Source organism: Pantoea sp. X-Soil-YNGN-775 (assembly GCF_059730575.1).
Window position 1 is genome coordinate 2,514,045 of record NZ_AP035945.1, and the last position, 15,707, is coordinate 2,529,751.

Genomic DNA, 15,707 nt, shown 5'->3' on the forward strand with positions numbered 1-15,707 from the left:
ATAAGGGAAAATATGTTTGCCTGGGTAACGCTGTTAACTCAACCCGACTATCTGGTGGGCGTGAAAGCGCTGCACCATTCACTGAAGCAGAGCAACAGCCAGTGGCCGCTGGTGGTTATGACCACCCCAGCGATTTCCGCCGAAGATTGCCAGGCTTTGCAGGCCGAAGGCTGCGTAATAGCGTCGGTTGAGCCGATCTACCCGCGCGCCGATCTGGATCAGCATTATGCTTCGGCGCAATTTGGTGAAGTGTGGACCAAGCTGCGTGCCTGGCAGCTGACTGATTATCAGCGCGTGGTGTTTCTCGATGCCGATATGCTGGTGCTGCAGAATATGGATGAGCTGTTCACGCTCGATCTCGGGGATAACCTGATGGCGGCGTGTCACGCCTGTCGCTGCAATCCGAACCAGATTGCCTCTTATCCGGCGGACTGGCAGCCCGGGCAGTGCCATTATACCTGGCAGGCGCGGGGTGAAGCCGCGCCTGCCAGCCTGGACTATTACCTGAACGGCGGTTTTCTGGTGCTGACGCCGGATAATGCGGTTTACGAGGCACTGGAACAGCGGATTGCGGCGATTGATGACCTGAGTGCGTATCCCTTCTCCGAGCAAGACCTGCTGAATGAGGCGTTTGCCGGCCGCTGGAAACCGCTTTCTTACGTTTATAATGCGCTGAAAACCTTACCGTTCCAGCACAGCGCGATCTGGCGTGACGACGAGGTGAAGAATCTGCACTTCATCCTGGCGAAGCCGTGGAAACGCGACCTGAATCAGCCGGAAAGCCAGCGCGACCGCTACTACGCGCTGGATAAGCTGTGGTGGGAAAAAAGCGGCCTCGCCTGATCCCCTCCGGGCAGGAAGTCACCGCTTCCTGTCCGCTTAGTCCCCCACCGCCAGCGCTACACCGTCATCCAGCGACGCTCCAGCGCAGACAGCGCAATCGCCTCCAGCACCTTCTGCACCTGTAATCCTTCCGCAAAATCGGGCCACATACGATCGCCTGCCGCAATGCCGTTAATTAAATCGCGGATCTCAACCGTCTTCTGATCGTTGAAGCCGATGCCATGTCCGGCCGACACGCAAAAGTTGGCATAATCGGGGTGCGCTGGCCCGGTCAGCAGGGTTTTAAAGCCCTGCCGTCCGGCCGGTTCATCGTGAATATAGAGTTCCAGCTCCGCCATGCGCTCCTGGGTGTAGCGCAGCGTGCCTTTGGTGCCGGTCACCACATAGGTCAGCCCCATCTTGGCACCACAGGCGATGCGGGAGGTTTCAATTACGCCATGCGCCCCGTTGTGGAAACGCAGCAGCGCACTGGCCTGATCTTCGTTTTCCACCGGCAGCTGACGGCTGAGATCTTTTGGGTCCGGGCGTGAAGTGATGACCGTCATCATGTCGCCACTGACCTCGGCGATATCCCCCACCAGATAGTGCGCCATGTTGACGATATGCGCCGCCAGATCGCCGAGCGCACCGAGACCGGCCAGCGCTTTCTGGCAGTGCCAGTCGAGCGGCGTCTCCGGTTTTGCCAGATAATCTTCGTTGTGGGTGCCGTAGAAATGCACCACCTCACCAATCTCGCCATTGGCAATAATCTCTCTCGCCAGCTGGCTGGTGGGGTTTTTCATATAGTTAAAGCCGACCAGGGTTTTGACGCCGGCGGCCGTGGCGGCGGCCACCATCTCTTCGGCATCAGCCACACTCAGCGACAGCGGCTTTTCGGAGTAGACGTGCTTACCGTGGCGGATCGCCTCCAGCGCCATCTCTTTATGCAGGAAGTTGGGGGCGCAGATGTCGACCACATCAATAGCCGGATCGCGTACCAGCTCGCGCCAGTCGCCGGTCGAACGGGCGAAACCAAAGGTTGCGGCCTGGCGGGCGGCCAGCTCCGGGTTCACTTCCGCCAGCATCTCCCGCACGATCTCGCCTTTCAGCGCAAAAACGGTGGGTGCCTGGGCATAAGCAATGGCGTGACAGCGACCAATATACCCACTGCCGATCATGCCGATTCTGACTTTGTTCATCTCAACTCCATACACGCATCTCAAGGTTGAAATGAAATCTAAATTTCATTTATGCCGTTTACAAAGCCAGAATGAAATAAATGTGACAATGGTGGAAAACAATCCGTCAGAACCACTGATTACGCCGCCTGACAAGGACTGCTCTGCGGCAAAACACCTCATAAAAACCTCACTTTTCGCCGCCAGCGTTTTTTTTACTTAGCGGCAGGAAACCGGCGAAAAGCGGGCATTTTTAAGGGGAGAGACCCGACAGTGGCGACTATTTCAGCAGTCGGACGATTTTGTGAAAAAGAGTTTTGACATGGCCCGGACAGGCCGTTACTATGCGCCCCGTTCCAACAATTCCTCTGTAGTTCAGTCGGTAGAACGGCGGACTGTTAATCCGTATGTCACTGGTTCGAGTCCAGTCAGAGGAGCCATATTTAAGAAGCCCGCTCAGGGAAACCTGAGCGGGCTTTTTGCTTTGTGTTATTAGTGAATCGGTAACAAACTCAATGGCTATCCATCAAATAACGATGCGCTTTGGACGCTGCACTAGCGGCCTTGAAAATATAGCGCTTGTCATTCTTCAGTGGTTTCAGCCAGGAAGCAATATCGCTTTAATGCTGCCCCTCTCCAGCGATCCCCAGATCCGCCATCAGGTACGCGCTTCCCGGCTCGGCGATCAACTCCTCAAAAGCCTAACTCGCACTGCCAAACTTCCCTTTCATTTCACGATTCAGGCGGCTTTTGCCCCAGTTCAGTGAACCAGCTCATGCAGACCGGTGGCGTGAAAATTGGCCGCATCAGAAAAAAGGTAACGCTCCGGCAACCCTGTAAACATCCCGTAAAACCCGGCCACGTGATTTTAGATATCTTTCCTTAACGTGTCGTGATGTTCGCGAAGTCGGCTCCTGGCACGAGGCGGACTGACATACAGGCCAATATCCATAAGGAGTGAGGAGTGAGGAGCGGAAGTTATTTCTCTGCTTACCTAAACGACATAATGCAGTGTAACTAACAGATCATGCTAAAGTATTAGCAAAATACAGGCGTTCTAAAATAAATCCTCTTATCCAGAAGCCATTTTTATAATGAAAACATTTACTAAAAAAGTTAGCGTTTTTCACTTCAGTCCTTTTCGTTATCTGTTTGCTGCTCGCCTTCTTACCGTTTTGGGCAATGGTATTGCACCGATTGCATTAGCGTTCGCAGTGCTTGATATTGGCGGATCGGTATCTGATTTAGGTCTCGTTGTTGCGTCCCGCTCCATTTTTAACGTTTTATTCTTGTTGATCGGGGGCGTATTAGCGGACCGCTACTCTCGTAACCAGCTATTGGTATCCTCTTCTGTTATTGCGGCAGTTTCACAAGCTATTGTCGCATGGTCTGTGTTGGACGGTTCAGCAACTGTGATGAGTCTGGCATTACCTGGAGCTTTGAATGGAGCAGCAGCTGGCATCGCGTTACCTGCATCCTCAGCCCTGGTCCCCCAAACTGTTCCAGTGCAGAATTTGCGAGCAGCGAATGCATTAATTCAGCTTGGTATTTATGGCGGTACGATTATCGGCACTTCGCTTGGTGGGATCCTAATCAGTTCTGTCGGACCCGGTTGGGGACTGGCAATTGATGCGATTGGTTTCGCAGCCTCTGCACCGCTTTATTTCTTAATTCGTATTACATCAATCAAAGCATGCCCACCATCAGGTAATATCCTGCAGGACTTAAAAGAAGGATGGGAAGAATTCACAAGCCGAGCTTGGGTATGGGCAATTGTGGTCCAATTCACCATTATCAATGCAGCATTTAGTGGCGTAATGATGGTACTTGGCCCTGTGATTGCTGATGCTTCTTTTGGGCGAGCTAATTGGGGAATTATGGTTGCTGCGCAAAGCGTTGGCCTTATGACAGGTTCGTTCTTCGCCCTAAGATGGCGTCCACGACGCGATCTTTTTATTGGTGCAATGCTAGTAGCACTATGCTCAGTGCCAATTTTTATGCTTAGTCAACCTGCTTCTGCAGCGTGGCTTATTGCAGCTTTTTTTATTGCTGGCGTAACGTTCGGTCTATTCGGCGTCTCCTGGGCTCATTCATTACAAACTCATATTCCTCAGGAAAAATTGGCTCGCGTGTACGCCTATGACGCTGTAGGTTCGTTTGTGGCCATTCCCTTAGGTGAACTGGTCGCTGGGCCGCTGGCAATTCATTATGGCAGGAGTAATGTGCTTCTGGTTTCAGCGATAGCAGTAGTCATAGCAACTTTAGGAACCTGCCTGGTCCCTGGGATTAGACAGCTCGACAATTTTTCACCGGTGAATTCGAAAAAAGCCACCAGCTCCTCATGACAATATTCAAAAAATTACAAAATATGAAATGTAAATTATTGCTTGAGACTAGATAAAACGATGAAACATTCCCAAGGGATTAGTATTCCCTGAACGCTTAAATCTCCGTTTTTGGCACACAGCGGTTGAGCTATCGAATCGGAAGGTCCGCTGTGAGCGAAAAGCGGACGTAAGTTGTCCTCACGTTTTCGATTATGCCATCTTATTCATCTCGTATCGTTCAAAAAATGCGGCAACACTTTTGATAATCAAGCTATGTAATGACACATTTAAGGAATCATTATGCCTGGAATAACGCTCACATTGTCTGGTTGCAAAGATCAAAAATTAACCAAAAAGTGTGTACTTTTAGCTACTCAAATCACATGCGAGATATTGAAGAAAAACAGCTTCGAAACCATGGTCATAGTAAGACATGTGGACGATGATGACTGGTTTATTGATGGCAGGAGTCTGGCTGAATGGGGAAAAAATTCGTTCAGACTTGAAGTTACTGTCGTGGATGAAACCTGTAGCAAAGATCAGAAAGCAGCGTATCAAAAAGCAATTTACAACGCTATGGAACAAGCTATTGGTAACCTACATCCTCAGTCAAATGTGCATGTTATTGATTGTAAAGCTGCTTCATATGGATACACAGGGATAACGCAAGAATACAGATATCAGCATAAAGATGAGTTTTACTAACCAAAATTCCTTTTCTATCACCGTCAATGTGGCGCATTTTGATTGTGGACTTAAGACGCTAACGTCCGTTTCTGGCACAGAGCAGACCGTCAGAGCTCTTTGACCACCATCACGCTTCGAGCCGACTTTTAGATGCTTGTTCTGAACACCCGTCTTTTGCAGAGAACCTCGTGGCACGATCAGCGATGAAGCGAAGTTTTAAACCTGTTTTACGTAACGAGCAACTATTGGTGGTCATTCTGGTGGTCTTGACAAAAAGATCACTCAGTTTTATCTTTCTTATCAGACAGTTACTGGCAAAGGCGAGTCCAGTCTGACAGTCATATTTAAGCAGCCCGCTCAGGGAAAACTGAGCGGGCTTTTTGCTGTTACTGCCGCTTAGCCTTTGGCAAAGTTCGCCTGGATACGCTGTTGCAGATAATCTTCAGCGCTGATCGCCGGATACTTCGCCTGCGGGCCGAGGATCTCAACGTCTTTATTCGCCTGACAGAAGAAAGCCAGGCTGTAGCGCGCGCCCTGATATTCCCCCGGCAGCGGGCTTCTTACCCGATGGAAGTTTGACGGCAACTGGTCGTCACTCCAGCGCATCAGCATGTCGCCAATATTGCAGGTGATCACCTCTTCACGTGGTTCAATGCTGGTCCACTGCTGGCTTTCGCGATCTTTGCCGGGACAAACCTGCAGGCCGCCCTGGCCGGGGCGCTGGAACAGTAGCGTCAGGCAGTCGAAATCGGTATGCGCACCGGCGCGCCACATCCCCTGCTCCGACTGTTCGGTGGCATAGTAGTGCAGCATCCGCAGCGTGCTCTGGTAGGTGTTTCGGTCGGGATTGTGCGCCTGCTCGAAGAAGTGCTCAGGAAAACCCAGCTTAAGCGCAAAGCAGGAGAGCAGCTTCATCCCCAGCTGCCAGCACTGCGACTCAAAGCCCAGCATGGTCTGCTTAAAGGCGGGCAGCTCCTGCTCTGTCGGCCACAGCGAATCCATTAACGGACGGGTAATCTGATAGGACTCTTTCTGGTCCGGGGTTTTGGTCGAGGGACGGACCTGCGACTTATTTTCCCAGCCGGCGTTACGCGCCAGCGGATAACGGGCTTTGACCGCTTCCGGCAGCGAGAAGAAATCTTCCGTCATGCTGAATGCCTGGCGGATATCGTCGAGGGCAATGCCGTGATTGCTGACCTGAAAGAAACCGATCTCCACCGCTGCCTGCCACAGTTGTTCGGCAATTTCCTGTTTACGCTGTTCGAAATCTGACAGGTCGATGCAGCGCACTTCGCGGGCAAAGGTCTCTTCGCCCATTGCGCCCATTGCCGCTTCTTTTTCCAGTTCCTGCAGTGCATAGCCTTGTGTCTGGGTTGATTGTGTCATGGTGTTATTCCTTTTCAGAAGAGGGTTAACCGGCGGCACGCTGTTGCAGCGTCCGGACGGCTGAGATTGCCTGATGGCGCATGGCATCCAGATCGAGACCAGGAATGTGATCGTTTTCGACAATCATCCGGCCATTGATCATCAGCGCCTTTAACGAAGCCCGACCGCCGCAGGCCACCGGCCCAATTGCCATGTCATGCAGGCCGAAATAGCGCGGATCGTCCAGCCGGTACACGGCGATATCGGCCAGCATCCCGACCTGCACGGTGCCGCTCTGCGGCAGACCGAGGATCTGCGCCCCGCCGGCGCTGCCCCAGCGCACCACATCTTCAATGGTTGCCGCATCGCCACCGCCTTCAAAGGTGCCGCCGTCATAGCGAGGCGTGGCGAACATGCCTTTTCTGGCGCGCTGCAACAGCCATGCCGCATGCGCTTCACTCTGCATATCGGCCGCCTCGTTCGATGCCGCGCCGTCCACGCCCAGTGAAACCGGCACCCCCGCCTGCTCCAGCGCCAGCAGATCGGCAATGCCGCTGCCCAGCCGTCCGTTACTTTGCGGGCAGTGCGCAATCCCGGTCCGGCTGTCACCCAGCAGCGTGATCTCCTGCGGCAACAGCTTCACCAGATGGGCAAACCAGACGTCATTACCCAGCCAGTCGTGTTCAGCACAAAACTGCACCGGCGTCATGTTGTAGCGGTCACGCGCTGCATCCAGATAATCCACCGTTTCCGACAGGTGACTGTGCAGCCGGATACCCAACTGACGCGCCAGCCTGGCCATTTCGCGCAGCTGCGCGCCCGGCGCTGAGTGCAGCAGCGTAGTCGGAGCCATCACCACCCGACGCAGCGAGGCTGGCCGCGGATCGTGGTAACGTCCCACCAGCCGTTCTATGTCGGCCATATAGTGATCAAAATTCTCCGGGCGCAGCGCCTGCGGTAAATTCTGCTCAATCGTCCGCCCCTGAGTCGCACCACCCCGGCACAGCACAATCCGCATCCCCAGCGCCTCGCCCTCACTGAACAAAATGTCGGAAGGATCAAACGGCATATCTGGCCAGTAGAGATAGTTATGATCGGCGACCGTGGCGCAGCCGGAGCGCAGTAACTCGATCAGGCCGATACGAACCGCCAGCCGGAAGGTCTGTTCATCAAAGGTGGCGCGAAAACGATACGGCGTGGCGCTTAACCAGCCGGTCAGGCTTTTGTTCAGCCCCTGCGGCTCACCTTTCAGCAACGACTGAAACAGGTGGTGATGGGTATTGACCCAGGCGGGATAGACCACGCAGTCGCGGGCATCAATCAGCCGCTCGTCCGGCAACGCGGTCAGCGAACCAATGGCTTCGATCACGCCTTCGCGGATGCGGATATCGGGCCCGGCATGACGCGCCCGCTCGCCCGGCAGGCCGGTCAAAATGGCGTGCGCGTTTTTAATCAGTAATGATTGAGATGACATCGCAACGTTCCTCACGGTTTAACCTGCATCTGCTGAACAAACTCGGTGGTGTAAGCCTGTTTCCAGTCGGTATCCGCCTTCAGCAGGCTGGCTTTGACCATGAAATCGCGGGTTTTTTGCCAGCGATCCTGCGTCATGGTGCCCCAGCCGGCTGTCGCGGCATCGCCGCCGTCAATCAGGTGGTGCTGTTTGATCTGCGTGACGCCCCAGGCCAGCAAATCATCGGTCATTTTGGGATTCTCTTTTTTAATCAGCGCGTTGCCTGCTGCCGGATTATTGAGGTAGCTGACCCAGCCCTCCATTGAGGCGCGCACAAACTTCGCCATCGCCGCGCTGCGGCTGCTGATCTGGTCCGGGCGGGTAATCAGAATGCCGCCGTAAGGCGGATAGCCGTGCTCGGAAAACAGGAAGAAATTCGATTTTACCCCGGCCTTTTGCGCCTGGAAAACCTCAGAGCTGACATAAGCCTGCTGTGCCACATTCTGATCGGCGATAAACGGCTGGATATTGAAGGTATAGGGGCGCACCTGCCCATCGCTGAGCTGATACTGTGCCTTGAGCCACGGCCACCAGGTGGCTTGCCCGGAACTGGAAACCAGAATGGTTTTATCTTTCAGGCCGTCGAGGGAGGTGACGGAGGCGTGGGTCAGCAGTCCCTGCGGATCGTACTGGAACGGGGCGGCAATCGCTTTAGCCTGAAAGCCACGCTGCACCGCTTCAAGTAACTGCAGGTCATAACCGATGATCACGTCGGCGCGCTTCGATAACAGCAACTGCATGCCGTTGATCTGCGGCCCGCCGGACTGAATGCTGACGTCCAGCCCGTAGCGCTGATAGATACCGGTCGCCAGCGCCTGGTAATAGCCGCCCTGCTCAGCCTGCGCGTACCAGGAGGTGAGTAAGGCAATCTTCTCTGCGGCATCGGCCGGCAGGATGAATGCGCCAGAAATCAGCGTGCTCAGCACGCAGCCAGACAGGGGAATGCGGGATCGTAACTTCATTGCTCCTCTCCTAATCGTCACCGGAGGGAGGCTGAGCAAAGGCGACTCAGCCCCCGGCCGGTTCAACATGAACCGCGAAATGGTGGCTGAGCAATGTCCCGCGCAGTTGCCTGCACTGACCGCTTCTACTCACAGTGAGTTATACAAAAAGGATGCCAGGTTAGCCGATCGGCGCGGCTTAAGGGCTGCGCGGCGATCGGCGGAGGAGGCGCTGCAACCTTTGATTCATTAAGGAGCAACCAGCACCATTCTGGTGCAGCGTCAGGGCTGCGGGTGTCCGGGCGTCTGAATCTGGCTGAACAGCATTTCCAGCTGTTTAAGCATCATCGACGCCGCCAGCGACAGCTGCCTGGCCGGAGCGACGCACAGTGACAGGGTGAAGGTTTTGAGTTGCGGATCGGTCAGCGGAATAAACTGCAGTTCGTTGCTTTCCACCTCATCCATGATATCGAGCCAGCAGAGAATACCGATGCCGATTTTCTCTTTGATCAGCGAACGGATCATGTGGATGTTATTGGAGACCGCCACCTCGTTGATCATCTCGCCATGAATGTTGATCAGCGCCTGCACCGGCTCAGCCAGCATCAGCGGAGCGGAAGGCAGGATAAACGGATACTCGCTGCACTGGTTAAACCGCACCCCGCTTTTGCTGCTGAGCGGATGGCCGGTCGGGACCACAATCCCCAGATTGATCTCGGCAAAGGCCCGCACCTGCAGCTCGCGTGACGATTGCGGGTTCAGCATTACCCCGAAATCGGCATCGCCCGACATCAGCGCCTGCTGAATATCGACGTTGTTCATGGTGGTCAGGGTGAAAGAGATATTCGGATAGTCGAGATGCACCTGCCTGAGCATTGACGAGAAAAACTGCCGGTTAATCGCGTCGATGGTGGCGATGCGCACATGGCCGCGTCGCAGTCCACGCAGGTCGTCCAGTTGTTCGCAGACCCGCGAAAAGTCTTTTTTCCAGTTACTGGCGGCGTGCAACAGCAGTTCGCCAGCCGCGGTCAGCCGCAGGCCGGTGGGATGACGCTCAAACAGCGGCATCGCCAGTTCTTTCTCAACCCGCAGGATTTGCCGATCGATAGACGACGCCGCCACGTGCAGGGTTTCGGACGCCTTGCGAAACGATCCCTGACGGGCCACTTCAGTGAAATAGAGCAGAAATCGGGAGAATGCAAACATAGGCAGTGCTCTCTTTTTTGCAACGGGATGTGCGAATCAAAGCGCTGGACGCAACAGTTTTATCACAATAACGTAGATTTCATGGCAATGGGAACAATCGTTTCATCACTCAACGGGCTGCTGCTGCGCAGCGCGGAGTGATAATGCTGCTGGTCAGGTAGCAAGCACGATGACCTGATTTTTTATCACTGCTCCCTTTAGGCAAATACGGTAAATAACCATGAAAGATTCCAGGCTTATTCCTGTCACGATCAGCGCTGTCAATATTAATGGTGTCGGCAATCTTTCATTGCAGCTTATTGCCCGGCACGGTGGTTTATTACCGGATTATTTACCGGGTGCGCACATTGATGTTTTCATTCCGCAAATCGGGTCGCGTCAGTATTCACTTTGCAGCGAAAGTCACAGCGGTGAATATTACGAGATCTGCGTGAAACGGGCAGACCTCTCCAGCGGCGGATCGCATTTTATTCATCACCATTTACGGCCTGGCGATGCGCTGGAAATCTCAGCACCGCGCAATCATTTCCCGCTGCCCGAAGCGGGACGCTATCTGCTGTTTGCCGGGGGAATCGGTATTACCCCACTGTTGCCGATGGCGGAACAGCTTGCCCGACAAGGGATTGACTATGAACTGCATTATTTTATCTCGTCGCCAGAACAGGCGGCATTTGTGCCGCGATTAACCGCACCGCGATTAGCAGACCAGGTTTATTTTCATCACAGCAGCGCAAACGATTCTCTGCGTACCGCTACGCCGTCGTGTTTATCGCAGCCCGATCCACAGACCCGGATAATAGCCTGCGGCCCGGACGGCTTTATTCAGCGTCTGCAGCACCTTATGCAGCAGCATGGCTGGCAACCGGATAAATTGATTTTTGAGCGATTCAGCAATTCCGCGCTAAATAATAGCGCCAGCGACAGCGCCTTTTATATCCAGCTCAATTCTACCGGCACCCGCTATTTAGTCAGCCCGCAGCAGACTATCGCCGAAGTCTTATTAAGCGCCCGGGTCGATATTATGCTGTCGTGCGAACAGGGAATATGCGGTTCCTGCATCACTGAGGTAATCGACGGTATTCCCGATCATCGTGACTGCGTGCTGACTGCCGAAGAGAAAGCGGAGAATACGCAGATAACCTTGTGCTGCTCCCGGTCCAGAACGCCGGTTCTGGTGCTCGACCTTTAATCTCAGCGCGGAGTCTTATCATGTCTGTTTCCCGGTCCGATGCACCGCTTGCTGGCCTTGCCGGCGTTCGCCTCCCCGACTGGCTGCTGCCGGCGGACTGGCCGCGTGAAGCCGGTGAGCCGCTGCTGGCCGAGTTGCGTTTTGACAACGGCAAAATTGCTTCGCTGACGCCAGCCCGATCCGATCAGAGCGACCTGTGGCCGGTGGATGGCGCACTGGCGCTGCCGGGGCTGATTGAACCGCATGCTCACCTCGATAAAACCTTCACCCTCGCCCGCAGCCGTCCGTCAAAACCGGGCCTGCTGGCCGCCATTGAAACCCTGCATCAGGACCGCCAGCACTGGACGGCGTCGGACCTTCAGCAGCGTGCCGGCAAAGCTATCGGCAGGGCGGCCGCCAACGGCGTGACTCATTTGCGCAGCCATATCGACTGGTTTGACCATCGCCCTCCGCTGGCCTGGACTGAGCTGGCCGGCATGGCCCCCCCAGGCATCAGGCTGGAACGGGTGGCGCTGGTGCCGCTGAGCCTGTTCGCCAATGCTGAAGTCGCTGACCGCATCGCTCGCGCGGTGGCGCAGAGCGGCGCCGGTTGCCTGCTGGGCGGCTTTATCCACTCCTCAAACTGGGACCCGGCAGCGATGAGCCACCTGATGCGCAGCGCCGCACGCTGGCAACTGGATCTGGACCTGCATATTGATGAAGAGCTTTCGCCAGTGGCACACGGCCTGAGCTGGCTGGCGCACTACCTGGCTGAAAACAGCTTCAGCGGCCACATCTGTTGCAGCCACGGCTGCGCGCTGGCGTCCGGCAGTGAACTGCAGGCGCAGCAGGTACTGCGGCAACTGGCAGCCCACGGCGTCACGCTGATCGCTCTGCCGATGACCAACCTGCTGTTGCAGGATGCGGTAACCGGACGCACGCCGCGTCAGCGCGGCATTACCCTGCTGAAAGAGGCGCAGACCGCCGGCGTTCCGCTGCTGATCGGCTGTGACAACGTTCAGGACGCCTTTTGTCCGGCAGGCAGTTACGACCCGCTGGATACCCTGAGCTGCGCGCTGTTCGCCCTGCAACTGAGCAACGTTTTTGACCAGCATTCATGGCTGATTTGTGACGCCGCCGCCCTGACCGGCGCGCGCGCAGCCCCACCGCCGCTGTCACCGGGCAGCGACGCCACGCTGGTGCTGTTCCCGGGCAGCGACAGCGGCAGCTGGCCGTTAAACAGCGCAGCCCGCCAGGTTATCCATCACGGCCGGCTGACCCATCAACGTATCTGGCAGCAGGAGTTATCCCATGAGTCTTGAAGAGGGTGCGGGCCAACCGCTCGCCCATTATGCCGCCTGGCGTCGGGCCGGTGATTTTGTCTTTCTCTCCGGCATCATTCCGGTTAACCCGCAGAGCGGCACTATCGTGCGCGGCTTTAAGGATATCCCGGTTGAAGTCCGTCAGTTAGTTGGCGAAACCGGCGAGTTCTCGACCGACGCCAGACAGGGGCCGATTCTTGCGCAGAGCTGGTACGTGCTGGAAAGCATTCGCCACACCGTGCAACAGGCAGGCGGACAGATGAGCGATGTGATCAAGCTGGTGCAGTACTTCCGCAATCTCGATCACTTTCCCTGCTACAGCCGGGTCAGAAAGCTGTTTTATGACGGACAGCCGCCGGTTTCAACCGTGGTGCAGGTCAGCGAAATGCTGCCGAGCGCCGAGGTGCTGATTGAAGTGGAAGCCACCGCCTGGTTACCGCTAACCCCCTAATCTCCGACCACGAGGCACAGCATGATTAACGGTTACATTCCTGCAGCGCGTTTTCTGCCTTTTCTGAGCTGGACGGCCATCGCGGCTCTGCCCGACAAAGCCAACACGGTGATTGTTCTGCCGACCGGCGCGATTGAGCAGCACGGCCCGCATCTGCCCTGTTCGGTCGACAGCGTGATTTCGTCCGGCGTGGCGGGCCATGCGCTGGCCAGACTGCCAAAAACCATCCCGGCTTATGCCATTCCGCCGATCACCTACGGCAAGTCGGATGAACATCTGAATTTCCCCGGCACGCTGACCTTAACCGGCGACACCCTGCTGCAAACCGTGCTGGAGATAGCTGAATCGCTCTACCGCGCTGGCTTCCGCAAGCTGCTGATGATCAACGGTCACGGCGGACAGCCGCAGGTGCTGCAAATGGCGGCGCGGGAAATGCGTCTGCGCCACGGCGATATGATCATCATCCCGCACGACGTGTTTCGGGTACCAAACGTTGAAAACCAGTTCCTCAGCGCTCAGGAGCAGAAAATGGCGATGCACGCCGGTCACAGCGAAACCGCGGTGATGCTGGCACTGGCACCGGAATGCGTCCACCTCGACCAGGCGGTGGCCAACTATCCGCCGGAATTCCCCTGCCCGACGCTCTCCTCCGGTCGCCCGGCGGCGGCCTGGGCCGCCTACGATTTCGGGCCAAGTGGCGTGATTGGCGATCCGACCGCGGCCACCGCAGAACAGGGCCACGCGATCCTCGATTCGCTGGCCGCAAGCTGGGCGCAGGCGATCACCGAAATCCACCAGATGAGCTGGCAGGCGCGCAGCGAACCCACCTGGGGAAAACAGCACTGGAGCGGTTTTGTGCAAACCGGCTTCACTCCTCCTTCGTCTTCTTTGGCCTCTGAATAGTGGAGTCGTTACGATGAATATTGGGCGTAAATCAACTTTCTCCCTGCTTGCTCTGATGCTGACCGGGGTCTCGGCTTCCGGCATGGCGGAAGAGAAGTTTACCTTCCTGACCAACTGGTACGCGCAGGCAGAGCACGGTGGTTTTTATCAGGCTCAGGCTAGCGGCTTGTACAAAAAAGCCGGGCTGGATGTCAGCATCAACATGGGCGGTCCACAGGTGAACGTCATGCAGCTGATGGCGGCCGGACGCGCAGACTGTACGCTGGGTGACAACGGCCAGGCGCTGGAGACCTGGGAAGCCGGGGTGCACGCCGTCACGGTCGCCACGGTGTTTCAGCATTCACCGACGGTGTTTATCAGCCATGACAAAGTGGATCAGGCGCAACAGCTGAAAGACAAAACTTTCCTGCTGGCCACCGAGGCTTATAACTCGTTCTGGCCGTGGGCAAAAAGCGAACTCGGACTGGAGAAGGTGAAAGTCCGTCCCTACACCTTCAGCGTCCAGCCTTTCCTTGCCGACCGCAATCTGGTGCAGCAGGGATACGTCACCTCTGAACCGTTCTCGATTGAGAAAGGCGGCAAACCGTTTTACGTCTACATGCTCAGCGACTGGGGCTACCCGCCGTATGGCAACTCGATTATCTGCATGGCCGACACGGTTAAACAACGCCCGGCAGCGGTGGCCGCCTTCGTTAAAGCCTCAATGCAGGGCTGGAAAGCTTATCTGCAGGACCCGACCGCCGGCAATGCATTGATCGCCAAAGCTAACCCGCAGATGAGCGCCGATCAGATCGCTTTTGGCATCGCGCAGATGAAGAAATATCAGCTGGTGACGGGCGGCGATGCGCAAACCGGCGGTATCGGCATCATCACCGAATCGCGGCTGAAAAAGAGCTGGGAGATGCTGGTTAAAAACAAGCTGATCGACGCGGAGAAAGTGCCGTTCGGCCAGACCTATACCCTCGATATGATTAAAGACGCGAAGGTCATGCCATGAATACTGTCCCCAACCTCACCGTGATGCGCGACGTTCGCAGCGCCACGCCGCAGGCAGAGCCGGCGATCGAAGTGCTGTCGGCAGAGAAGATTTACAGCAACGGCACCCGTGCCCTGCTGCCGGTCAATCTCACCATTCATCAGGGTGAATTTGTTACCCTGCTCGGACCGTCGGGCTGTGGCAAAAGTACCCTGCTGAAAATGGTCGCCGGGCTGACCGAACCCAGCGACGGCAAACTGGTGTTGTGGCGTCGCGACAGCCGCGAAAGCGCCCAGGTCCCGCTCTCCTTTGTGTTCCAGGAAGCCACGCTGATGCCGTGGAGCACGGTGCAAAACAACGTCCGCCTGCCGCTGGATCTGGCGGGCGTGCCGCGGGCCGAAGCCAATACCCGCGTTGCCGAGGCGCTGGAACTGGTCGGGCTGGGTAAATTTGCCCGGGTGCTGCCGCGTGAACTCTCCGGCGGCATGCAGATGCGGGTCTCGATTGCCCGTGGTCTGGTGACGCGCCCGAAACTGCTGCTGATGGATGAACCCTTTGGCGCGCTCGACGAAATCACCCGCAATAAACTCGACAGCGACCTGCTGCGGCTGTGGCGTGAACAGGGCCTGACGGTGGTGTTCGTCACTCACTCAATTCACGAAGCGGTTTTTCTGTCGCAGCGGGTGATCATGATGGCTGCCCGGCCAGGCCGGGTGGTGGAAGATATCGCCATCAATGAGCCGTTCCCGCGCAGCGAAGATTTCCGCGTCAGTCCGGCATTTTCACGTTATGCGAAGCAACTGCAGGATAGCCTGCTGCAAGCCAGCCAATCGGGAGGGGAGTAATAC

14 protein-coding genes, 1 tRNA gene and 1 pseudogene are annotated in these 15,707 nt (G+C 56.1%); 10 read left to right on the forward strand and 6 right to left on the reverse strand.

From position 1 onward, the window contains the following. The first annotated feature begins 12 nt into the window (after window positions 1-12). Window positions 13-843: a glycosyltransferase family 8 protein gene (locus AC6I8I_RS11905; RefSeq protein ID WP_312056095.1), complete on the forward strand. Its 831-nt coding sequence runs from the start codon at window positions 13-15 to the stop codon at window positions 841-843. Between the two features lie 56 nt (window positions 844-899). Here AC6I8I_RS11905 and AC6I8I_RS11910 read toward each other — a convergent pair whose 3' ends face one another. Then, on the reverse strand, window positions 900-2,021 hold the full coding sequence (locus AC6I8I_RS11910) for a Gfo/Idh/MocA family protein (RefSeq protein ID WP_312760183.1): 1,122 nt from the start codon (window positions 2,019-2,021) through the stop codon (window positions 900-902). A gap of 343 nt (window positions 2,022-2,364) precedes the next feature. Between AC6I8I_RS11910 and AC6I8I_RS11915 the strand changes: the two genes are divergently transcribed. Further along, window positions 2,365-2,440, forward strand: a tRNA-Asn gene (locus AC6I8I_RS11915). Between the two features lie 72 nt (window positions 2,441-2,512). Here AC6I8I_RS11915 and AC6I8I_RS11920 read toward each other — a convergent pair. Beyond that, a pseudogene (locus AC6I8I_RS11920) lies at window positions 2,513-2,832 on the reverse strand (zincin-like metallopeptidase domain-containing protein); the annotation flags it as partial. Window positions 2,833-3,094: 262 nt separating this feature from the next. Here AC6I8I_RS11920 and AC6I8I_RS11925 point away from each other — a divergent pair. Together AC6I8I_RS11925 and AC6I8I_RS11930 are read left to right on the forward strand one after the other, a co-directional pair. Next, window positions 3,095-4,345 carry an MFS transporter gene (locus AC6I8I_RS11925; RefSeq protein ID WP_312056092.1) on the forward strand — a complete coding sequence of 417 codons (1,251 nt, stop codon included), beginning with the start codon at window positions 3,095-3,097 and terminating at the stop codon, window positions 4,343-4,345. Window positions 4,346-4,627: 282 nt separating this feature from the next. Then, a complete protein-coding gene (locus tag AC6I8I_RS11930) occupies window positions 4,628-5,032 on the forward strand; it encodes a tautomerase family protein (protein WP_497827882.1) in 405 nt (134 codons plus the stop codon). A 378-nt stretch (window positions 5,033-5,410) separates the two neighbouring features. Here AC6I8I_RS11930 and AC6I8I_RS11935 read toward each other — a convergent pair whose 3' ends face one another. The 4 genes from AC6I8I_RS11935 to AC6I8I_RS11950 all read right to left on the reverse strand — a co-directional run bounded on the left by AC6I8I_RS11935 (window position 5,411) and on the right by AC6I8I_RS11950 (window position 10,039). Then, entirely contained in the window at window positions 5,411-6,400 is a 990-nt protein-coding gene (locus tag AC6I8I_RS11935) for an isopenicillin N synthase family dioxygenase (protein WP_312056091.1), read from the reverse strand. A gap of 25 nt (window positions 6,401-6,425) precedes the next feature. Then, window positions 6,426-7,853 carry an amidohydrolase family protein gene (locus tag AC6I8I_RS11940; protein ID WP_497827883.1) on the reverse strand — a complete coding sequence of 476 codons (1,428 nt, stop codon included), beginning with the start codon at window positions 7,851-7,853 and terminating at the stop codon, window positions 6,426-6,428. Between the two features lie 11 nt (window positions 7,854-7,864). Continuing rightward, window positions 7,865-8,854 (reverse strand): ABC transporter substrate-binding protein, encoded by a 990-nt coding sequence (locus AC6I8I_RS11945; RefSeq protein WP_497827884.1) that lies wholly within the window; start codon window positions 8,852-8,854, stop codon window positions 7,865-7,867. Between the two features lie 261 nt (window positions 8,855-9,115). Continuing rightward, window positions 9,116-10,039 carry a LysR family transcriptional regulator gene (locus tag AC6I8I_RS11950; protein ID WP_497827885.1) on the reverse strand — a complete coding sequence of 308 codons (924 nt, stop codon included), beginning with the start codon at window positions 10,037-10,039 and terminating at the stop codon, window positions 9,116-9,118. 220 nt (window positions 10,040-10,259) lie between these two features. Here AC6I8I_RS11950 and AC6I8I_RS11955 point away from each other — a divergent pair, with 220 nt between their 5' ends. The 6 genes from AC6I8I_RS11955 to AC6I8I_RS11980 are packed head-to-tail and all read left to right on the forward strand — an operon-like array spanning window position 10,260 to window position 15,704. Beyond that, a complete protein-coding gene (locus AC6I8I_RS11955; RefSeq protein WP_497827886.1) occupies window positions 10,260-11,228 on the forward strand; it encodes a PDR/VanB family oxidoreductase in 969 nt (322 codons plus the stop codon). 20 nt (window positions 11,229-11,248) lie between these two features. Beyond that, the gene (locus AC6I8I_RS11960; RefSeq protein ID WP_497827887.1) at window positions 11,249-12,529 is read left to right on the forward strand and encodes an amidohydrolase family protein; all 1,281 of its coding nucleotides are present in this window, start codon (window positions 11,249-11,251) and stop codon (window positions 12,527-12,529) included. After that, window positions 12,519-12,980: a RidA family protein gene (locus AC6I8I_RS11965; RefSeq protein WP_312056086.1), complete on the forward strand. Its 462-nt coding sequence runs from the start codon at window positions 12,519-12,521 to the stop codon at window positions 12,978-12,980. The genes AC6I8I_RS11960 and AC6I8I_RS11965 overlap by 11 nt, the downstream gene beginning before the upstream one ends. Before the next feature lie 21 nt (window positions 12,981-13,001). Further along, window positions 13,002-13,883 carry a creatininase family protein gene (locus AC6I8I_RS11970; RefSeq protein ID WP_312760197.1) on the forward strand — a complete coding sequence of 294 codons (882 nt, stop codon included), beginning with the start codon at window positions 13,002-13,004 and terminating at the stop codon, window positions 13,881-13,883. Window positions 13,884-13,896: 13 nt separating this feature from the next. Continuing rightward, the gene (locus AC6I8I_RS11975; RefSeq protein ID WP_497820303.1) at window positions 13,897-14,880 is read left to right on the forward strand and encodes an ABC transporter substrate-binding protein; all 984 of its coding nucleotides are present in this window, start codon (window positions 13,897-13,899) and stop codon (window positions 14,878-14,880) included. Continuing rightward, window positions 14,877-15,704 carry an ABC transporter ATP-binding protein gene (locus AC6I8I_RS11980; RefSeq protein ID WP_312056083.1) on the forward strand — a complete coding sequence of 276 codons (828 nt, stop codon included), beginning with the start codon at window positions 14,877-14,879 and terminating at the stop codon, window positions 15,702-15,704. The genes AC6I8I_RS11975 and AC6I8I_RS11980 overlap by 4 nt, the downstream gene beginning before the upstream one ends. Window positions 15,705-15,707: the final 3 nt, after the last annotated feature.

What these genes read in the sequence shown, in the direction of transcription:
- AC6I8I_RS11905 (WP_312056095.1), top strand. Translation starts at nt 13, where the DNA reads ATGTTTGCCTGGGTAACGCTGTTAACTCAACCCGACTATCTGGTGGGC.
- AC6I8I_RS11910 (WP_312760183.1), bottom strand. Translation starts at nt 2,021, where the DNA reads ATGAACAAAGTCAGAATCGGCATGATCGGCAGTGGGTATATTGGTCGC.
- AC6I8I_RS11925 (WP_312056092.1), top strand. Translation starts at nt 3,095, where the DNA reads ATGAAAACATTTACTAAAAAAGTTAGCGTTTTTCACTTCAGTCCTTTT.
- AC6I8I_RS11930 (WP_497827882.1), top strand. Translation starts at nt 4,628, where the DNA reads ATGCCTGGAATAACGCTCACATTGTCTGGTTGCAAAGATCAAAAATTA.
- AC6I8I_RS11935 (WP_312056091.1), bottom strand. Translation starts at nt 6,400, where the DNA reads ATGACACAATCAACCCAGACACAAGGCTATGCACTGCAGGAACTGGAA.
- AC6I8I_RS11940 (WP_497827883.1), bottom strand. Translation starts at nt 7,853, where the DNA reads ATGTCATCTCAATCATTACTGATTAAAAACGCGCACGCCATTTTGACC.
- AC6I8I_RS11945 (WP_497827884.1), bottom strand. Translation starts at nt 8,854, where the DNA reads ATGAAGTTACGATCCCGCATTCCCCTGTCTGGCTGCGTGCTGAGCACG.
- AC6I8I_RS11950 (WP_497827885.1), bottom strand. Translation starts at nt 10,039, where the DNA reads ATGTTTGCATTCTCCCGATTTCTGCTCTATTTCACTGAAGTGGCCCGT.
- AC6I8I_RS11955 (WP_497827886.1), top strand. Translation starts at nt 10,260, where the DNA reads ATGAAAGATTCCAGGCTTATTCCTGTCACGATCAGCGCTGTCAATATT.
- AC6I8I_RS11960 (WP_497827887.1), top strand. Translation starts at nt 11,249, where the DNA reads ATGTCTGTTTCCCGGTCCGATGCACCGCTTGCTGGCCTTGCCGGCGTT.
- AC6I8I_RS11965 (WP_312056086.1), top strand. Translation starts at nt 12,519, where the DNA reads ATGAGTCTTGAAGAGGGTGCGGGCCAACCGCTCGCCCATTATGCCGCC.
- AC6I8I_RS11970 (WP_312760197.1), top strand. Translation starts at nt 13,002, where the DNA reads ATGATTAACGGTTACATTCCTGCAGCGCGTTTTCTGCCTTTTCTGAGC.
- AC6I8I_RS11975 (WP_497820303.1), top strand. Translation starts at nt 13,897, where the DNA reads ATGAATATTGGGCGTAAATCAACTTTCTCCCTGCTTGCTCTGATGCTG.
- AC6I8I_RS11980 (WP_312056083.1), top strand. Translation starts at nt 14,877, where the DNA reads ATGAATACTGTCCCCAACCTCACCGTGATGCGCGACGTTCGCAGCGCC.